Annotated in this window: 29 protein-coding genes; 9 read left to right on the top strand and 20 right to left on the bottom strand. The window is 59.7% G+C overall.

Annotated elements, in window-relative coordinates; genetic code table 11:
- Positions 1-7 precede the first annotated feature (7 nt).
- The 3 genes from AB3X98_RS28090 to AB3X98_RS28080 form a co-directional block, all read right to left on the bottom strand.
- Positions 8-2,122: a phage terminase large subunit family protein gene (locus tag AB3X98_RS28090; protein WP_368603293.1), complete on the bottom strand. Its 2,115-nt coding sequence runs from the start codon at positions 2,120-2,122 to the stop codon at positions 8-10.
- A complete protein-coding gene (locus AB3X98_RS28085) occupies positions 2,094-2,696 on the bottom strand; it encodes a hypothetical protein (RefSeq protein WP_368603292.1) in 603 nt (200 codons plus the stop codon). Before AB3X98_RS28085 ends, AB3X98_RS28090 begins: the two co-directional genes overlap by 29 nt.
- 98 nt (positions 2,697-2,794) lie before the next feature.
- Positions 2,795-3,415, bottom strand: a complete 621-nt coding sequence (locus tag AB3X98_RS28080; RefSeq protein ID WP_368610351.1) for a hypothetical protein — start codon at positions 3,413-3,415, stop codon at positions 2,795-2,797.
- Positions 3,416-3,836: 421 nt separating this feature from the next.
- On the opposite strand from AB3X98_RS28080, the gene AB3X98_RS28075 reads away from it, so the two are divergent.
- On the top strand, positions 3,837-4,076 hold the full coding sequence (locus tag AB3X98_RS28075) for a hypothetical protein (RefSeq protein WP_368603290.1): 240 nt from the start codon (positions 3,837-3,839) through the stop codon (positions 4,074-4,076).
- Positions 4,077-4,171: 95 nt separating this feature from the next.
- Here the strand turns inward: AB3X98_RS28075 and AB3X98_RS28070 are convergent, their stop codons facing one another.
- The 12 genes from AB3X98_RS28070 to AB3X98_RS28015 all read right to left on the bottom strand — a co-directional run bounded on the left by AB3X98_RS28070 (position 4,172) and on the right by AB3X98_RS28015 (position 10,825).
- Complete coding sequence (locus AB3X98_RS28070) at positions 4,172-4,630, bottom strand: hypothetical protein (RefSeq protein WP_368603289.1); 459 nt, start codon at positions 4,628-4,630, stop codon at positions 4,172-4,174.
- Between the two features lie 86 nt (positions 4,631-4,716).
- Positions 4,717-5,427, bottom strand: coding sequence for a hypothetical protein (locus tag AB3X98_RS28065; protein WP_368603288.1), 711 nt, complete (start codon positions 5,425-5,427; stop codon positions 4,717-4,719).
- 192 nt (positions 5,428-5,619) lie between these two features.
- A complete protein-coding gene (locus tag AB3X98_RS28060) occupies positions 5,620-5,991 on the bottom strand; it encodes a hypothetical protein (protein WP_368603287.1) in 372 nt (123 codons plus the stop codon).
- Positions 5,988-6,287 (bottom strand): hypothetical protein, encoded by a 300-nt coding sequence (locus AB3X98_RS28055; RefSeq protein WP_368603286.1) that lies wholly within the window; start codon positions 6,285-6,287, stop codon positions 5,988-5,990. Before AB3X98_RS28055 ends, AB3X98_RS28060 begins: the two co-directional genes overlap by 4 nt.
- The gene (locus AB3X98_RS28050) at positions 6,284-6,712 is read right to left on the bottom strand and encodes a nuclease domain-containing protein (RefSeq protein ID WP_368603489.1); all 429 of its coding nucleotides are present in this window, start codon (positions 6,710-6,712) and stop codon (positions 6,284-6,286) included. The genes AB3X98_RS28055 and AB3X98_RS28050 overlap by 4 nt, the downstream gene beginning before the upstream one ends.
- A 151-nt stretch (positions 6,713-6,863) precedes the next feature.
- On the bottom strand, positions 6,864-7,325 hold the full coding sequence (locus AB3X98_RS28045; RefSeq protein ID WP_368603285.1) for a hypothetical protein: 462 nt from the start codon (positions 7,323-7,325) through the stop codon (positions 6,864-6,866).
- Positions 7,326-7,338: 13 nt separating this feature from the next.
- Positions 7,339-7,827, bottom strand: a complete 489-nt coding sequence (locus AB3X98_RS28040; RefSeq protein ID WP_368603284.1) for a hypothetical protein — start codon at positions 7,825-7,827, stop codon at positions 7,339-7,341.
- A 29-nt stretch (positions 7,828-7,856) separates the two neighbouring features.
- Entirely contained in the window at positions 7,857-8,522 is a 666-nt protein-coding gene (locus AB3X98_RS28035; RefSeq protein WP_368603283.1) for a hypothetical protein, read from the bottom strand.
- A 151-nt stretch (positions 8,523-8,673) separates the two neighbouring features.
- Entirely contained in the window at positions 8,674-8,985 is a 312-nt protein-coding gene (locus AB3X98_RS28030) for a hypothetical protein (protein ID WP_368610350.1), read from the bottom strand.
- Positions 8,986-9,014: 29 nt separating this feature from the next.
- Positions 9,015-10,130 (bottom strand): helix-turn-helix domain-containing protein, encoded by a 1,116-nt coding sequence (locus AB3X98_RS28025; protein ID WP_368603281.1) that lies wholly within the window; start codon positions 10,128-10,130, stop codon positions 9,015-9,017.
- Between the two features lie 52 nt (positions 10,131-10,182).
- Entirely contained in the window at positions 10,183-10,347 is a 165-nt protein-coding gene (locus AB3X98_RS28020; RefSeq protein ID WP_368603280.1) for a hypothetical protein, read from the bottom strand.
- Entirely contained in the window at positions 10,337-10,825 is a 489-nt protein-coding gene (locus AB3X98_RS28015; RefSeq protein WP_368603279.1) for a phage regulatory CII family protein, read from the bottom strand. Before AB3X98_RS28015 ends, AB3X98_RS28020 begins: the two co-directional genes overlap by 11 nt.
- Before the next feature lie 192 nt (positions 10,826-11,017).
- Here AB3X98_RS28015 and AB3X98_RS28010 point away from each other — a divergent pair, with 192 nt between their 5' ends.
- From AB3X98_RS28010 to AB3X98_RS28000, 3 genes are all read left to right on the top strand, one after another.
- Positions 11,018-11,323: a hypothetical protein gene (locus tag AB3X98_RS28010; RefSeq protein ID WP_368603278.1), complete on the top strand. Its 306-nt coding sequence runs from the start codon at positions 11,018-11,020 to the stop codon at positions 11,321-11,323.
- A gap of 120 nt (positions 11,324-11,443) precedes the next feature.
- Positions 11,444-11,788, top strand: coding sequence for a hypothetical protein (locus tag AB3X98_RS28005; RefSeq protein WP_368603277.1), 345 nt, complete (start codon positions 11,444-11,446; stop codon positions 11,786-11,788).
- A gap of 240 nt (positions 11,789-12,028) precedes the next feature.
- Positions 12,029-12,256: a hypothetical protein gene (locus tag AB3X98_RS28000; protein ID WP_368603276.1), complete on the top strand. Its 228-nt coding sequence runs from the start codon at positions 12,029-12,031 to the stop codon at positions 12,254-12,256.
- Between the two features lie 539 nt (positions 12,257-12,795).
- On the opposite strand, the gene AB3X98_RS27995 is transcribed toward AB3X98_RS28000, so the two are convergent.
- Positions 12,796-13,062, bottom strand: a complete 267-nt coding sequence (locus AB3X98_RS27995; protein ID WP_368603488.1) for a YdaS family helix-turn-helix protein — start codon at positions 13,060-13,062, stop codon at positions 12,796-12,798.
- 22 nt (positions 13,063-13,084) lie between these two features.
- Here AB3X98_RS27995 and AB3X98_RS27990 point away from each other — a divergent pair, with 22 nt between their 5' ends.
- On the top strand, positions 13,085-13,624 hold the full coding sequence (locus tag AB3X98_RS27990) for a helix-turn-helix domain-containing protein (protein WP_368603275.1): 540 nt from the start codon (positions 13,085-13,087) through the stop codon (positions 13,622-13,624).
- Here AB3X98_RS27990 and AB3X98_RS27985 read toward each other — a convergent pair.
- On the bottom strand, positions 13,621-14,571 hold the full coding sequence (locus tag AB3X98_RS27985) for a LysR family transcriptional regulator (RefSeq protein ID WP_368603274.1): 951 nt from the start codon (positions 14,569-14,571) through the stop codon (positions 13,621-13,623). The genes AB3X98_RS27990 and AB3X98_RS27985 overlap by 4 nt on opposite strands.
- Before the next feature lie 633 nt (positions 14,572-15,204).
- On the opposite strand from AB3X98_RS27985, the gene AB3X98_RS27980 reads away from it, so the two are divergent.
- Positions 15,205-15,450, top strand: coding sequence for a hypothetical protein (locus AB3X98_RS27980; protein WP_368603273.1), 246 nt, complete (start codon positions 15,205-15,207; stop codon positions 15,448-15,450).
- A 12-nt stretch (positions 15,451-15,462) separates the two neighbouring features.
- Here the strand turns inward: AB3X98_RS27980 and AB3X98_RS27975 are convergent, their stop codons facing one another.
- From AB3X98_RS27975 to AB3X98_RS27965, 3 genes are all read right to left on the bottom strand, one after another.
- On the bottom strand, positions 15,463-15,843 hold the full coding sequence (locus AB3X98_RS27975; protein WP_368603272.1) for a hypothetical protein: 381 nt from the start codon (positions 15,841-15,843) through the stop codon (positions 15,463-15,465).
- A 16-nt stretch (positions 15,844-15,859) separates the two neighbouring features.
- A complete protein-coding gene (locus AB3X98_RS27970; RefSeq protein WP_368603271.1) occupies positions 15,860-16,156 on the bottom strand; it encodes a hypothetical protein in 297 nt (98 codons plus the stop codon).
- Between the two features lie 93 nt (positions 16,157-16,249).
- Entirely contained in the window at positions 16,250-16,507 is a 258-nt protein-coding gene (locus AB3X98_RS27965; RefSeq protein WP_368603270.1) for a hypothetical protein, read from the bottom strand.
- Here AB3X98_RS27965 and AB3X98_RS27960 point away from each other — a divergent pair.
- The 3 genes from AB3X98_RS27960 to AB3X98_RS27950 all read left to right on the top strand — a co-directional run bounded on the left by AB3X98_RS27960 (position 16,506) and on the right by AB3X98_RS27950 (position 17,596).
- Complete coding sequence (locus AB3X98_RS27960; protein ID WP_368610349.1) at positions 16,506-16,751, top strand: hypothetical protein; 246 nt, start codon at positions 16,506-16,508, stop codon at positions 16,749-16,751. The genes AB3X98_RS27965 and AB3X98_RS27960 overlap by 2 nt on opposite strands.
- A gap of 3 nt (positions 16,752-16,754) precedes the next feature.
- Positions 16,755-16,988 carry a hypothetical protein gene (locus AB3X98_RS27955; protein ID WP_368610348.1) on the top strand — a complete coding sequence of 78 codons (234 nt, stop codon included), beginning with the start codon at positions 16,755-16,757 and terminating at the stop codon, positions 16,986-16,988.
- A 173-nt stretch (positions 16,989-17,161) separates the two neighbouring features.
- Entirely contained in the window at positions 17,162-17,596 is a 435-nt protein-coding gene (locus AB3X98_RS27950; RefSeq protein ID WP_368603268.1) for a hypothetical protein, read from the top strand.
- The last annotated feature ends 140 nt before the right edge of the window (positions 17,597-17,736 follow it).

Here is a 17,736-nt window from a genome sequence, read left to right as displayed (position 1 = left end):
GTAACTCCTACGGGAGACGGCTCGCAACTGAGCGCTTCTTCGGCTGCGACTTGATGATCACAACGCTGTTCTCCGGCGCTGCGACTTCGACAGGTTCCACACGGTCGGCTTCAACACGCGCTGGCGTCCATGCCTCGCCATCGTATTTGAGGGGTGTCGCCAGTTCATCGACCCGCCTGTTGAGCTTGAGGCCGAAATGCATCAGGCCGCACAGTGCTGCATAGGCATATACGCGGCAGTCCAGCGCCTCATTCGCCTTGCCGGCTGGCAACTCCCACACGCGATATCGGTGCCCCCCAGACGCCTTTAGTACCGAGACTTCGGACGTGAGCTGCGTGAAATAGCCGATGTCCCGATCGGCCGGGAAATGCATGTAGCCGGGCCCCGGCTCGTCGTATCGCAACCGCGCGTAAATGACGTCTTTCGCCGCGTTCGTGCCGATGACCACGGGCTTGAAACTGGCCTTGTTTCGATTGCTTGGCCGCTTCGTCGGCCAGACCGGCGATCGGGCGCCCGCGCGTTCTGACGCGCCCTTGATGGCCCAGACCCGGCGGCCCAGGCGCGCCTTGGCGAATTCGTAGACCTTCTGCGTGTTATGGCCACCCGAGTCGATACAGACTGCCATCACCTCGAACGGCATGCCGTCGTATCGATGCCAGATCCGTTTGAGATGGGTGTCGATCCTTTCCCAGAACGCTGGTGTCTCCGGGTCGCCTTCGATCACATGATGGTCGATCGACCACGATTCTTCGTTGCGCCCCCAACCGACCGTTTCAAGCTCGCCGCGGTCAGGCTGGATGTCGACGCCGACAGTAACGACGCCGACGCCATTAGGGACCTCCGCAGGCCACTTCTCGCAACGTGCGAGCAGCGCGTCGGGGCTGAGGCCTTTGCCGACATGGCGACGATATGGCAGCCCCATCTGGGTGTTCCACCACGCCTGCAGCTGCTCTTCATCGCCCTGCGCGTCGATCCATTTCTTCGCAATATCGGATGGCTTGTCCTTGCTCCATGGGCTATAGAGTTTCGATGCCTGAAACCCGGCATGTTCGCTGGAGAAGCCCTGCTTTCCACACGACGGGCAATGCGCGTAATACACCGCGTGCCGTTCGCTCTCTGACCACGTCCAGACCTTGTCGAGAGAGCCTTCGTCGGCTTCCTGCCACGCGACGTCATAGGCCGCCAGCGGCACGTGACGATGCCCGCAGCACTCGAACGGCCGGGTCTGATGCCACCGTACCGTCGCCAACGCGCGAAGGCGTTCTCCTTCCGACCACGCCACGCCGCAGCATTCGCAAACAATGCGTGCGGTCTTGGTGTGGTGAGCAAGCGTATTGCCCAGTGCGTCCTTTGCCTTCTCCCAGTGAACATGCTTGAAGAAGTCGAGAAATTGCCGGTGACTGCAATGCGGACAGGCGACCGACGCGCGCCGTTGGTCCGAATCGTTATAACTCTTCTCGATCCGACTCTCGCCCGAATATGTCGGCGAGCACGCCCGAACCGACAGCCAGTTAACACCGAAGGACGCCGTGCGCTCCTCCGCGATGAAGATCGAATCCCCCTCCTTCAACGGCGGGTATTTGTCGATTTCGTCCGCAAGGATGACGCGAATCGGGCGCCGCGCAAGGTTGTCCGGACTGCCCGCGCTAACCAGCGCCAGGAAGCCGCCCGGAAAAGCCTTGTAACCGAGCGTGTCGTCGCTGCTGCGTGACTTGCTCGCACCCATGATCTTTCGAAGGACGGGAGTGCATCGGATCAGCGGAGCAATACGTTCCTTGCTGAACTGCTCCGCCGCATCATCCTTTGGCTGGATCAGCAGGATCGGGCACGCGTCGAGATGGGCGAAGTACCCGAAAATGTTCTCGAGCAGAGCGGTCTTCAGCATCTGGGTACTCACCATCACCGTGATGATGTGAATACCCGGCTCGGTAACGGCCAGCATTGGGCCACGCGCTACCTCAACAGTATCCGTGCTCCAGTTGCCGGAAGTGCTGCCCGCTTCCTTCGCCAGTTTCCGGTACGCGTCAGCCCATTGCGGGATGCTGATACGCGGAGGTGGCGTCCACCCGCGGCGATAGTCTCTGGCGAGATCTTCACCCTTGTCTGTTTTCGAAATGAGCATCCGGCTCGCCCAGGCTTGCGATCTGGGTATGGACATGCTCAGTCAGGACCTGCGTCACCCGGTCGCCCTCCAACCCAAGATCGGCGGCAATTTTGGCACCGACTCGCATCGGCCAGTTCATCCACGAATCGCGTGCCGCACGCGCGGCGTCGAAGAGCACCGTGCGCGCGATAGCCAACTCGACCAACGAGCCAGCCTTTTGCTCATATTCGAGCTGCTTCAGGAGCGCGTTGAAGTTCTCCTTGATGCGGATGGCTTCGGCGAGATTGTGCTCGGCGCCCATGGCGATGACGAGCTTCGCAGCGGCTTCGCTCGGAGTGTCGTCTTCATCGACGACCTGCTCTGTGCGGACACTGCGGACATTTTTTGCGGACACTTTCGCAGTGTCCGCAGTGTCCGCAACTGCCTTGCTCGATCTGATCGGACGGCGCCAGCCAGACGAAACGAGAGCGGGGTCGAGCCTGCCATCCGCGTCAGGCGTGAGCTTGCCGGCCGCCACTGCTCGCCGAACCTGCTTCTCATCGCACTCTGCAAGCTTCGCGAATTCGCGTAACGAAACACTGGGTGCGGACACTTTTTAACTCCTGCGGCTGGCCGCAGATCGCGGCGCGCAATGCCCGCGTTGCAAAGAGCCCTGGGAAGGACCCGTGCCCCGGACGAAAGGTGCGCCGCTCACCGGGCGCTCGCGCGCGCTGCCGCTAGCGCGTCGGAAAGGTCACGATCGATCCATCGGGTCACGATCTGGTTCGCGCGCTTGCCCCAATTCAACTGCTTCCTTACGGGCAACGCATCGCCGAACCGCAGCAACAGCTTTAAATGTCCGCGCCCGTTGTTGCGCGTTACATCGAGCCTGTTCAGTTTCGTCAACCGTTTGCCTTTTCCGTTGAGCAAGGTTACGCGCTTCGTGTCCGTTGGCCGCTGCCAAACTCCGTTGATGATCGACCCGTTTGCAGTCTTCACCGGACCGATGAAGATGTCCGGCCGCCCTTTCAATGCAGCCATCGTTCCGCGCGAGAGCTGTCCGTACTGGTTCAGCTTGATGTCTTTCGGGTTGAGCAATGCGCGGCTGTTCAGCTTATGCACGCCTCCCGTTTCATACGGTTGCAGGTAGCTGGCTGCGATGTCCTTCATGAAGACAACGGCCGTCGGCGCGCTCTTGCGCGCGCGGCGCACTCCCACGGACTTCCGCGTGAACGGCGTCGGGTTCTCGAAGGTCTTGTCCAGATTGGCGGTTTCTGCCTCGGCTACGCGCGCCGCAGTGCGGTTGATTCCCTGCGCGATCGCGAATGGCATCTGCCGCTGGATGAAGTCGTTGAGGCCTCGCGCGAGGTCACGTGCGTTGGACGTGACCCGGATCGTCATCAAGCCGGCCATGCTGCGGATCTCACTCCAACCTCGTGCTCGCCGTAGAAGATCGGTACTGTCGCCTTCGCGAAATACGGCGATCGCACGACAACGCTCGCGCCGAGGCGCGGGCCTGCGAACGTTCGCAGTGCGCCCTTGGACTTCGATCTGTTCATCATGTCACCCGTGGAAGCCGCGTATCAATGCATTACGCATAAAGTGTTTGCTGGCGGGTAAACCCGTCATTGCAGACGGCTGGAACTGCCCCAAGCTCCCTAAAACTGCTCGTTCGCGCGCGCAGGAAAAAGCCCTGTCAGCAACGCCATGCCGACAAGGCAAACCAACGCCACACGCAAAAAGGAGAAGGAAGATGGCGTATTACAGCGATGGAAAATATCTGAAACAGCAAAACGGCGCTGAGTTCGATGTCCTGCACAAGCCTGGACAAGTTGCGCCTCATTCCGGCGTTTACCGGTGCGAGATCTGCTCCGGGAGCGCCGTCTCTACGAAGGGCAATCGCCTGCCGCCTCAAGATCATCATGAGCATCGCGCCTATGACAATAAGCCGATCCTGTGGCGTCTGGTGGTCAAGGCACATTACGACGCGTAAACGCAAAAAGCCCCGATCGGCGACGACTCGGGGCTTTGGATACACTTATTCACAGTGTCAGATTGACCGCTATTTTACGGTCGAAAACGGGAATGTCAAGCAGGCAGGTCCGGAACGTGGCTCTCTTTCTCAAACTGAACGATTGCCACTTGCAACTCGAACACAATCTTTCGGATCAGTTGATCGTAGGAATCAATCCCTCCGCCCGTCACCTGAAACGGCGCGGCGCCCCCGACCGTCGCGAAGATCGCGTCCTTCTGCATTCCGTACTGCACCGGAACTCTAAACGTTAGCGTGTCGTCGCTATCTTGCTTGCTCGCAAAAGTTACTTCGAACTCGACGAGTCCGGCATGCGTGTTACCGACGGCCGGAATCTGGTAGATGAATTTGTCACCATCGAGGTAGCCAAGGCGAACACGATCCGACTCGGTTCGCAAAGAGGAAATAAGTCGATCACGCGTGACACCGACGGCCATTTTAAATCGCGTCTGGGTCCGATCTCTCTCCTCGGCTGCCGCAGTAATTCTCTTTTGAAGGTTGTCATAGGTATCCATGCATTTCGTCCCGTATGTTGGTCTTCGCCCATTTTATCGTTCCGGTTCGATCTGAACATTGTTGATTCGCCTCGTCACTATGCTGCCTAGATCTGTTCCGTGCCGATGAACGGCAACATTGAAAGAATTTCGTCAGCTCGTTTGCGCGCGTTGGACTCAAGGCCGTCGAAAGCGGTAGCCACTTCTGGCTGCTCAACTGTTTCGTCGTGCAGGTGCGCTTCGTCGGTCACATCGGCCGCGCCGACGCCGACAGCCGTGCGCGTACGCTTCGACGGCTTGACCTTTTTCGGCTTAGCGCGCCCCTGAAGCCACCGTTTGATGATCTGCCAGTGTGCTTCGGCGGTTTTCTCCGACACATCACATTTGAGCGCCAACGTCTTGATCTCGACTTTCGCGCCGACGGCTTTCTCAACGAGCGCACGGCGCAGCTGGTAATGCACGATGCGGCCGGCGAGGACGCTCATGGCGGCCTGCGTGAGCAAGCTAACAGCTTCGAGGTATTCCGGGTTTGGCGTGTATCCGGAGCAGCACGCACGACCACACGCGCATGGCCAGGCACGCGGTGCGAACCGCGCCACCAGTACGGCACGCTCGATATCCGAAAGCTGCTCGAGCTCGCGCCGGATCATGCCTGCCTGGCCGGCGCCGTCGTTGCCGCTGAGCCCCTTTCCCGTACGCGGACTCGGAGCCGCCAGCCGGTCGACGAGCGAACGATCTGCACGCTGCATCGAATAGTTGAATGCGAATATCAGCGCGTCCTGCGGAGTGCGGAATAGCGTCTCGACGGTTTCAGTCATTTTTGATCGTTTCCTTGTATTTCCTGCATCGCTCCATCTCAAACAGGGCGATCGACGCCTTCTGCTTACCAAGCTTGCACACGTACTTGCTTACGCCAAGCCACGTCGTCTGCTCGAGCGACGCGCACCCGGCGCATGTCCTCTCTTCACGACCGATAAGCACGAGGAGCGGATCACGATAGTCCCTTGATCTCAGTGCCATCCCACCGGCCTATCCGTCAGAACCCATTCCGTCTCGCCACTTGCGATGAACGGGCGGACCTTCGCAGCGTTGCTCTCGTTTCGCCCGTCAATGTCGGCCGTCAGCCAGCACTGGTCTTCGGACACGCGCTTGAGGCTCGTGACACGTTTCGAGTTCAGCGACGGAAGATGTATCCGGTGCTTCTCGGGAACGATGGCCAGTACATGAATCGCACCGCCATAGAACTGATTTGGTCCCCACTTGATTCGTCGCAGCACCAGCACTTGCGCTTCAAACTCATAAACTGGCGGCGGGCGGCCGCACATCCGCCCGGCGTGGCGAGAATGATCGCCGGGTAAAGTCAGTTTCATTTCGAGATTCACCTGGCGGCCTCCTGAAACAACCATTTGCGCTCGCCGCTCTCGATAAAAGCGGCCAGCGATTTCCTGTTGAGAGCAACGCGCGCCGAGCAGCGCAGCACCGCTGACGATTTCCACGAGTTCGCCGGCGCGAAAATCGAACGGCGGTGCTGCGGCGGGATATAGGCGTCGACCAGCACGACTTCTTCGCTCACAACACCACCAGACACCGCGCGCTGCACCATATGCACCATCGTTTCAAACGTGTCCTTTCCGATGCCGCCCTTCGTACCAACGTCGACGTCTACGAGCAGCCTCAAGTGAGCACCTCCTGCAGTCCCATCTTTCGCGCGCGAACTGGCTCCCATTCGTCGTAAGCGCGGTCCCACACATCGAACTTAACCTGACGCGGCGTCCCGACCCGGTTCTGGTCGATCCACCGATGGCAATAAAAGCAGCCCGGAACAGTCGCGCGGTTGTCGGCCTTAAGATTCCCGGCCTTGCCGTCGCGGCCCTGATTCGAGTGGCATGGCACCACCGTATCGTCGAGCGGATTCCGGCGGCACACGCCCGGCACGCGCAGGTAGCACGGCTCGCCGCGGCACGCCGAGAGATACTTCGAGCCTTCTGCCACCGTCGGCTTCTTCACGCGGCTCTTGAGCGATGAGCGGCGCTGTGCCGTAGCGCGATCCGCAAAGCTGCTGAACGGCGAATCCGGCTTGCGCTTGAACCCGGTACGGCGCAGCGGCGTTTTTCGGGACAGCATCAATGCCACCATCCGGCGTGAATCCCAAACGCCGAAATTCCCGCGAGAACCCCGATCAGCAGTGCGCCGCGCGACGGAAGCGCGCGCGACAAATATATGGACGCAATGAGATAGAGCAGTTGACGATCGCTCATGCGGCCGCCTGCTGGTCGAAAGCTGGAACTCTCCCGAAACTCACCATGCGCCGCATGCATTCGACGAGTACCACGTCCGCCAGCTCCGCCGACTCCTCGGTTTGCGCGTGGGACTCCGCGTTACGCACGCGACGCGCAGCTCGAGCGGGATCGCGCCAAGTCTTCACTGCCACGTTCTTCCCAGGGCCGTTGACGTACACGAGCGTGTTGCCGTCGCGGCGGCAGATATGAATCTGCTGCATCCCGCCTTCCCGAGATAGCTCATGCAAGGCGGTTTGCACCGTCTTACGAGAACGGTTCAGCGCTTCGCCAATTTCTTTGGCCGTGCGCTCAACACCGTCCTCCATGAGGTCCGCCAGCCGCGCCGCGACCGATTCACACCTGTCTTCGGGTTTCGCGCCACCACCGCGCTCGGCATCGTGCTGCACGCCGCCTGCAGCTTCTGTTCTGAGTGCCATCACGATATCGACCTTATCGACGACCGCTGCTGAACCCGCTGTAACTGCTGCGGGATGAATAGCTCGAATACGATGAGCGCGACGAATAGCTGCCGCTGTACGACGAAGCGCGTGGCGCACCGTACGAAGGAACGCTGTAGGTGGTGCGAGGTGCTGGCGCGGGGACTGGCGCCGCGGGCCGCACAACTGTTTTGTTCACAACCGTCGTGTTGCTGATCACAGTCGTAGTGCGCGGCGCGACATACGCTGGACGGCTGTCGTAGTGGTGCACCACCGTCGACCCGCTGCCGAACACATGGCCGAACATCCAGCCCTTCCAGAACCCGTCGTTGCTCTGCTGGACGATGAGGGGAGCCGGCTGAGCAACCTGCGGCGCGAGCTGCGCGGCGGGCGCATAGACCGACGGTCGGTTGTCACAGGATACGAGCACGCCGATCAGCAGCACGATGGTCAGGATGCCGCCCAACCACAGGCACGCGTCAATGATGTTCATTTTCTTCATAGGTCTGATTGTTCGTGGTGGTTTGAGGGTCACCAGCTGCGGCTGGTGAGATCTTCGGTGCGCCAGCCGTGACGGCCGTCGCGCTGAATAGCGATGAAACGGAACGGAAACTGGCTGGCGGCCGCTTTCGTTTTGGCGCGAGCATCGTCCGTCCATCGGCCCTTCACCTCACGGAATTCGAGCTGGCCAGCTGCCGTGATGACCGGGAAATCGATGGTGATGAACGTGCGGTCCGCCAGCCTCAACTTGATCGCCTCGAAGCGGTACCAGAGAATCTCGCCGGCGTGCAGCTGCGGCTTGAGTACTTCGTCCTCGTATGCGGTCTCGAGCTTGTTTTGCCTGCCGCGCAATTCGCGGCCGAGCTGCTGCATGCGCTCGATCGGCGACAACGCGACAGCGGATGCAAAGGGCGCCAGATCTTTCGCTCGAATGGCGTCGATCCGCGCAGTTGTGCCCGCTGGCGCCTCGAATGCCTCCTCGAGGCTCTTGAGGCCTGCCGCGAAGCGGCGGATGGTCACGTCGAGCGGCGTTGGCGTCGTGTCCGCCAGCTCGCGCGCCGAGCTAGCGATCTGCTCGCGGATCCGCGCAGTGCCCACGCGGCCGCCCGTGATCGCACTGGCGGCAAGACGAATGGTTCCCTTGCTCATGAACTCACGGCTCCGAGCAGATGAACGGGGTCGATCGCTTGCGGCCAACGCTCACAATTCACCCTCATGTTCGCGGAAGCAGTCGGGCGCCCAGTGAACCAGTCGGTCAGATTCGCCGCAGCCCATCTGCCAAGCACATAGGCCTCCAGCTCGTTATCCGGTTCCACTACGAGCGTTCCGCGAGCGCTGATCGTCGCTTTCACACCGGCACCTCGTCATGAATTTCGTCGTCAACCGGCACACCACCGAGCCGCCGCAGTTGCTCGTCGCTGATCGGCCGCTCGTCGAAAAGAAGAATCGAGCACTCCCCGAATAGCCACGCCTTACCCGGCAATGGCGTTTTGCTGCGCACGACCCACGTAACGCTGTTGCCGGAATCGCCAGCGATGGTCGCTTGGCCGGTCGTCGCCACGAACTTCTCGCCGGCAACCGCCGGGCGAATGACCTGGACAATGCGATCGACAATGCCTGGCGTCATTCCACGCTTGCCGTTGCTCACGATGCGAGCCATGTCGCCGGGTTTGCAGTTCATGAAGTCCCTCACGATGGGTAGTAGTCGACGGGTAAGAGTTCGTCACCGAAAAATTCGACGACCTGCTGGTATCGGCCGCCGCCTTGCTCACGCTTGAGCACGTAGTCGATCCACGGGCCGCGGCCGGATGCCTTCGCCACGCGGATCAGGTAGTCCGGCGTCGACTCGTTCGGTCGCCGCTCCACGCGCACGCGCTTGCCCTGCGTGCCGATGCCAGAGTCGCTCAGATGCCACTGCGCGGCGGACATGTCGCTCTGCGACTCGCCAGCGTCGACTACTCCCGCCAGCACCTCGTCGACAAAACGGTCAAGAAATTTCGCGTAGATCGGACGGCTGTCGCTACCGGCCTGGCGCCGCGCGATTGCCCGCTTGTGCGCTTCCGCCAGTTGCGCCGGTGTGACTCCCTTGCCAGCCCACGTCAGCACGCTCACGCGGTCGGCCTGCGGATCGATTGCGATGTTCGGTAGCTGCGCGATTGCCGCCAGCAATTCCGCCTCGGCGTTCGGCGATGCGGTTGCGTCCGCCTTTTCCTCGTCGCCTATTTTTTGAGCAGCAGCGGCAGCGCGGTTTTCGTCGTCTTCTCGCGTTGCTGCTGCTGCAGGGTTATATGCAGGGTTAACTGCAGTATTAGACTGAACGTCGTTCAGTGCCTTTATGTCGTTAGGTTCAGTGCCTTCTGGAACGACGTTCAGTGCCTTTTGCGAAGGCACTGAATCTCCTTCAGTGCCTTTTGTGCCAGAGTTATCCACAAGCTGCTGAACGTCATTCAGTGCCTTCTTCCCGCCCCCCCTTTTTGAACGCACTGAACCTCCTTCAGCGCCTTTTTCATCGGCCTCGACAATCTCGAAACCTTCCGGAATGCTCGGGTAATACTGATTCCGCGCCCACTTCTGGCCGCCGTATCCGTGCTTACGCTTGACGAACCACCCCTCCTCCTCCGCCAGATCGAGGTGCGTGCACACAGAGCGCTCAGACAACCCCGTCTCGCGCGCGAGCGTCCTTGTGGATGGGTACGCATCCTCTCCAGCGTCATTAACGTGGCACGCGAGCGTAAGCAGGACGTGGCGGGTCGTTGACGGCAATGTCGAGTTGATGATGGCGTGGCGCCATGTCCATGGCTTCATGACGACGCCTTTCGCACGCGATCAGCAAGCACGCCGTAAATTCGCGTGACGCTCATAGGTGGCTCCACAGCGTCGGCGCAAAACTGACGGCCAGCGCGCCGCCAAACGCACACATGAAGCGCACCCACGTGCGGCCGAGGCAGGGAGAGAATGCACCGACCAGCAACGCGACAACGAAGCTGCGCAGAACCTCGTTGCAAACGACGTCAGTGCCCATCGCCACCTCGCCCCGCGATCTGTCCATCACGCGCATACAGCCTTCTGATCAGTAACAGCAGCTCCTCCACCGTGCGGATTGCTCGCACGCCATCGGCCTCGATCACCTTCATCTCGTGCGACTCGATTTCGTTGTGCGCCGAGAAGCGCATAAAGTCGCGCGATAGGTCCCCGAGCTCTGCGTAAAGCTCGTTGAACTTCGCCGTCAGTGCGTCGTGATCACCGAGCTGCGCGTCCGGCAACTTCACGAGCACGGCGTTGCGCTGCGCGGCCCAGGCTTCAAGAATCCGCTCGTCGTTCGATAGGTCCGTCATCGCGACGGCCTCGGCAAGCGAAAGCACATTCCGATTCTCAGGGCCGCGGTTGCGGTTCACCTTGTTTCGCAGTACCGCCGGCGAGATCCCCATCCGCGGGCCGAGGGCCTCAGTACCACCCGGGTAATCGTGCGCGACTGCGTATGCCGCATCTGTTGTGTTCACCGCTGCTCCAAACGAATGTTGTTTGGCAGGATCCCTGCCCTTAAATTTCCGACTGGCCCTGCGTGATTAGTAGTCCACATGGAATAAGCAGCGTGAGTCTTGACAAATATTTAACAATTAGGGTGGGTGCGTCCGCTCTCGCCCGTAGAATTGGTGGCTCCTACACAAACCATTCCTACAAGACGGACCCTCATGAGCAACACGGAAGAGCGCGTCGCAACTCTCGAAGCAAAGCTTGCTCAACTGTCGAGACAGGCCAACGAGGACAGGACGGCTTACCTCACAAAAATCGACTTCCTCGAAGGACAGCTCATCGGGACGCAAGCTGCGTTGCGTGCGTTCATCATCGCGTCGCCCGATCCGGCCGGCGCTGCTGCATGTGTCTCCCGAGATATCGAAAAGCTTTCAGCAATCGGGCTGCACAGCCTGAGTTCCGACGAATTCCTTCGCGGCATTGGTTGGGCGACCAGTTGCATCCTTCCGTTGAAGAGAAATTAGCCACATCCGTTGAGCAGCGCCATACAGGCGCCTCTCCGCAAACAATTGTGCTGGGGATCCGCACCCCGTCCAGGATCGGCGGTTCCCACACCAACCGTTTCTTCACGAAGGCGAATCCCCATGGACAAACCAACGTATCGGCTATACCTATACAAGTCGCCATTTGGCGCAATGACCATTCGACCGGACGTGAAGCACCCGAATGTTTGGGGCCTCATGCACGAAACGTTCTCGCGCTCAAGCAAGGGCGAAATCGTCGTCAATTCTGTCCTCTTGGACCTCGGCTGGGATTCGCCCGAAAAAGCCGCCGAAGCAGTGCGAACGCGGCAAACCGGCTGGCGTCTTTGGGACTCACTGCCGTTTGTCGTCCATCCAGCAACGCTCGACGACTGGCTCGAAATCGAGACAACGGGCACGACTCAGTCACATCGCTCGACACCAACCTCACTACCTCGTCTGGCTTAAGTAGCGGGAGACGCACGCCTGCGGTCATTCGCGGCCCGCTTACCTCAAACTGGTTCGTGCGCATCTCAGGCGCCCTCCATTTCATCGGGGAGGGTTCCGGCTCTCGCCAGCAAAATCAGCAGCTTTCACACAAACCTCTTTCACTCCCATCCTTGGTAACCATCGTGAAACTGGTGAGCACCTGCGACCGTGTCAGAATTGCGCTTCCACACGTTCAACCCCTCAACAATCGAGGCGCTCATGACCAAAAAACCCTACACAATGACTGTTCGCGAATTCAAGGAGCGAATCGCCGACTACCTGAATGCTTACCCAGACGACACCGAGATCTACTTCGGAGCTGGAGACCTTTCGCTCTATCGCCTGAAACCTCGGCACTGGGTCGATGGCGAGCCCTACCCGCGCCTGGTGCAAATCGAGTTCAACCAGATCTACGAGGTCGACATCGACCCGGAGCAGGACAACTGACGCACGTAGCGCTCACGAACCGCGGCGCTTTCGACACCTCGTGGGACTGGCAATCCCTTCATGAGGCAGTCGATAACGAAGACCGCAGCCGCTTGGCTTCGGCACATGTATCGATCAACCGGGGCGCTCACGCTTTTCCGGTTTTCAAACACGCAGACGTCGAAGCCGCTAGCCCGCGAGTCGATCGCGATGGCGCATTCCCGGGGGTCGTAGTCGAGATCGAAAACCGGAATGTGTTCAGTCATCGGCCACTCTGCCTTTCGGGAACTCAACAAGGCGAACAGAGCGCGTCGCTAAGCCATTCGGTGCGCTACTGCCGTAACAGACAATCCAACCACCCGGAGGTCGACGGCGCAGCAAGGTGTTCACGCCACCTCCCTTCTGGGTTGAGGTGCCCGGCCGTTCGCAAAGTAGCCATCCGGCGGCCCATTCAGCGGGTCGTAGCAGGCAAGCATGCGGCCGACGCCTCCCGGCTGACAACGCGATCACAGGTATCACCTGCGCTCCATCAGATGGCAAATGACAAGGAACGCTCATGATCAGATGCCCTCCTTTGTCGGTTGGGCTGCACGAGTGACGCCCCCCAACGCAGAAACCTGTTGCCCCCTCTCACGGAGATAGAGCCACTTGTCAGCAAGATCTGGGCGAAGCCGTTCGCACGACACGCCAGTGCCGCGCTCAATGTCCGGGCAATACTCGGCCGGCACGCCCAAGGGACTTCTGATCCACTTCGAAAAGTGCCCCTGTTTCTTGCCACACATTGCAGCAAGCTTGGCCTGAGACCCTGCAATGCGCGCGGCCTCCATCAAGGCCTCGTGAGATTGGTTCTTGATCATTTCGCAACTTTACAACCCCAGTTATATGAATGTCAATAACCATAGGTCTTTGACGAACAACAACCTTGGTTGTAGTGTTCGCACCATGGCGAAAGATGACCTGGAAACCCTTGCGGATCGCGTCCGCTTTGCTCGAAAACGAGCCCACCTCACACAGGCACAACTTGCAGAGCGGGTGCAGGTTTCTCAGCCAATGATCGGGAAAATTGAGAACGGCTCAGAGACATCGAAAATCGTTGAGATCGCGGCAGCCCTCGGCATTCGACCTCAGTGGCTCGCGACCGGGGAAGGATCGATGGTGGAAAATGGACTTCCTTCGAACGGCCCGACAGAACTTGACGCAGCGCTCGATCAGCTACGTTTTGCTGCAAGAGGATTGACGGTAGAGCAAATCAAACAGATCGCAGCGACTATCGAGGCGCTGCGCACAAGCCCGCTTGGCGAAAGGGCCGCCACGCGTATCATTTCGCCAAGCGGCGAGATCCGGGACTCTATACCGTCTCGAGGCCGTCGCCAAACTGGCTCGAGCTAAAAGAGAATTTCGACGGATTGCAATCCGTGGCCCGTGCCTCCGTTTCCTACTGACATCTGCCCTCGAATTGCCTCCATCAAAAACTCGAGGAAGCACTCGGCCAGGGCGCTTATAGGGCGTCCAGCCCGAGAAACGACGCCGACTACCACTTCATCCAACTTTTCGCGAATCGGAACGGCACGCAGACCGTACTGCTTCGCGCACAATTCAACCAGCGGCCACGGCATTAGCCCCACCATATCGCCCTGTGGCAACAGGGCGAGAGCAAAGGTGAGCGAGTGCATGAAATGAATGCGCGCGGGAATCGGGAAATTGTTCTCTTCGAACATCCCGTACTTCAACTTTTGCTCTGAGTGTGGATGCCGGGGCATAAGCCATTCGCAGTCCAACAATTCCGCAAGCGAGTGACTCTCAGCACGCGGATGCCCCTCCCGCACAACAATCGCAAAGCTCGTCGACAGAAGGGGGCGAAAATCCAAGTCCGAACTCGCCCCCGGTCGCTCTCCTCTGCCAATTAAAAGCTCAATGGCGCCGCTCCGAATCAGCGGATTGGCTATAGATAGGAAGCCTTCGTGCAAGTCCAGTGTGACGTCGGGCAATTCGGCAAGAAATCGTGTACACGCCGCTGGCAGGAAGGTCATAGTGATCCACGGCGCAACCGCGACTGACAGTCTTCCAGGGTGCTCCCCACGTACTGCGTAAACTGCATGATGTGCCCGGTCAACCTCAGTGAGGATCAACCGCGCATGGACAAGCAGGCTCGCTCCGCACTCAGTCAAGGCGATTCCCTTGGTGTTCGAAGTCACCAGTTGTTCTTTGAAATGCTCCTCCAGATTGCGCACGCTGTCGCTGATCGATGACGCGGCCATCCCGAGAGTTCGAGCGGCACCCCGGAAACTTCCAGTATCTGCGACGGCGACAAAGACGCCCAATTCGTCAAATGTCATTGTGAAACCTCCCCGCCCGCGGGGCTGGACATTGCTATAGGAATATTCCTAATACGTAAGAAAATCCTTATGGTGCTCGGCGATTTGTGTAGGCGTTCGGTTTTGCCGATCTTTTCATACAAAAGAAACAGTCTTACTGTAGCGGCGGGCCAATTCCTTACCAAAAGTTTATGTCGAATTATGCAAAGCGCATCTTAAATCTAGCCCGCAAACCCTCGACGAATCCCCCTACGTCGAAGCCCGGACCCTCTGCGCACGCTCGGCGAATCAAGAAACGATCGATTCATGTTGTTGCGGACGAATGCGTGCAGGGCGCACCTTCCCTTCCAGACCTTGCGCTACCCGACGGCGAGCTTAGACTGCGGCACTTCCCGGACGGGTCCATTCACATTTCGATCGAGGGCGTCTACCGTGACGCCCCAACCAAGGCGGCAGCAGCGGCAATTCACCTTGTCGACTTCGCACGCCACTTGTGTGGTCTTCATCCTGAGCACGAACATAACGACCATAGTTATTGACATAAGAACAACTGCAGTTATATAGTCCCGCCATGCAGCGTCGACGCTGCAGTTCAGAATCGCGCCCGAACAATATCCCGGCCGCGAACTAGAACGGGAAATTCGAGAGGCGGGAATGAATTCGATCGAGACGCAGCGCATTGCACAGTTCAACAACCCACAGCCTGACCGCCACAGCTGGAGCACGGCAAACGAAATCGAGTTCATCGAGCGCCTCGCTCGCAGTGACGATCCGATCGCGAAGCTCCGTGGCTACCTTGATGGCGCGGCGAAGCGCAAGGACTTCGGGGAGATCGATCTCAAGGAGGCAACGCGCTTCGCGAACGCGAAGCTGGCTGGAGTGCGCGGCGTCGCACTGTAATCGCATACGCAATCATAGGGAGGAAAGGTAATGAACGACAGGCAAGCCAAAGCGCGCGCGAGGTGGATCGCGCCGGGGCACATGGCCGAGGCAGAGGACTACACGCCGGAAGTTTGCGCAGCGCTGGCCCGCAAGACGATCGTTCTCGTGTGGCGCTACGACTGCGAAGACATCGGCCCCTATGTCACGGTGCTCGACGGCGATCGGCGCTGCCTTGATGGCGTCTGCGTTCAGACGGAACGCGGCGCTCCCAACAGCTTGCCATTCATCCTCAAGGCGGTGATTGCTTGGGTTACAGGCGCGCGTGATTTCGTGCTGGAGCCGAACATCACGGATATGAAGTTGCAACATCTCGAAGCCGCCCTCGATGACCCCGAATTCGTCCGGGATCACGAGGGGTCTGCCGTCGCTACGCTAGCGGTGCATTCGGATCATCGCGAAATAAAGGGTCGAGAAGCTGCAGCGCGCGCTCTAGCGCTTGCTCTTTCAGTCGGCGCGCCTCAACCTCGATGTGATAGTTCGGGTTCGACTCCACCGCGCCCGGTCGGAGTTGAACCACCGCTTTCGGACGCGGTTCACTCACAAGTTGGTCGGCCTCCCTCTGAATGGAGAGGAGTACTTTGTGTCGATCCTCCCAATCCATCTTCTTTAGCAGATGAAACACGAGGGTTTCCAGTACAGCGATACGGACATTAGTCTCAGTCATGGGCGATTCCTACTGCATAAGGGTTAATGAAATGCCGTTTTCCAGTTCGGCCGTTTCATTGTGCCATCGGGAGTCGCCCGCCAAACCAGCCTGTCAGGCGCGTCTTAACAATTCGCGAAAATCAGTTTTCCAGTCGTCGTAAAGGGTACGCACATGGAACTTCAGCAATCCCAACGCAAGCAACATGTAATTAGGACTACGAAGGCAGTTATACGTGTCGCACGCAATGTTTTCGCGATTCTCGGGGTGCTCTTCGTGTACCTGCTCTATACGGGTTTCGTGCAGTACGAAGACCGCATCAAAGCTGGTGACGTGTCCTGCACCCTCACGCGTTGCACTTGAGACTGCCATGCGCCCGACTCCTGAACGACTTCCGGATGAGCAACTCGCGCCGGTGTGCCGCGCGATGGGGCTCGAAGAGCCCGAGCGTCTAAACGAGGCCACTCGTGCCGCCGTACAGGCAGCGACTCGCGCCGAAATGCAGCCGAACCGCAAAGCGCCGCGCCGCCAGCCGTGTGCACCGACGTCCTTCGCTTTCGGCGATCGCTTCAAGGACATGAAGCGTCGTGCCGCCAACGACTTCGACGAGGAGTGATGCATGCGCTACTACCACGGTGGAGCTGGCCACCTTCAACGAGGCCAGTACCTTCTCCAGCCCAAGGTTGTCACGACGGACGCTCATGCCGCATTCGACGATGCCGCGACGGTGCGCGCGCCAACAGTTGCCGTGTACGAGGTCATTCCCGCATCCGGCCGTGCTCGCATCGTTCGTGTCGTGCAGGTGCTCACGCAGGAAGAGCGCGACGCCGCGTTGCAACGGCTTGGGAAGTGATCGATGAACATAGTCCGCGGTAGACGCCGCGCGCCCGCACCGACTCTCTTCCAGCTCTTTGCTGCCGTCGACGACGGGAGCCTGGATTTCCGGGACGCATACCGAATTGCACGCGCGCAGTTGCGCGCCGCCAAGCGCCAGCGCATGACGCATCACACGAAGAGGCCAAGGCCATGAAAACGATCTTCATCTTCAACGATTCACGCCCTACCGATCTCGAACCGCGCTTCACCGCGCTGGGCGAAGATGCGCGCCTGTTCGCGCAGGTCGAATTCGACGAGCGCACGCGTCACTTTTCCCATTACGCGTTCGGTTGCACGCACGAGCTGTCGGCCGATCTCGCAGAAGGCATCACCAAGCCGCTCAACACCGCGCGCGCACGTCTGCTCGCCGCATACGACCGCATCTACGGCAACGGTAACTGGGTGCCTGTCTGGATCGAATCGCCCTCGCAAAACGAGGCGTGGCGCCGCGCGATCGATCTGTTCCGCACACGAGCCGCCGCCATCGAGCCCACCGTGCCGTCGTTCAGCAATGTCGCGTTCGCTCGCATCCTCGACGCGGTGCTCAGTCGAGGGCGAGCCGACGCACCCTGCACCGTGCATTGAACGCGCTTGCACGCGCCGACCGCTCCCGAATCCCCTCACCTATCCGGATCCAATATGGCTAAATCTTCTGCCGCGGGCCGCATCATCGCGATCCCGCTCAACAAGCTTCATGTCTCCGCGCGCAACGCACGCCCAAACGA

This window comes from Paraburkholderia sp. BR14312 (assembly GCF_040948675.1).
In the GTDB taxonomy this organism is placed as follows: domain Bacteria; phylum Pseudomonadota; class Gammaproteobacteria; order Burkholderiales; family Burkholderiaceae; genus Paraburkholderia; species Paraburkholderia nodosa_A.
Note: the sequence above shows the minus strand (reverse complement) of the source record. Positions and strands in the feature narration are given on the sequence as shown.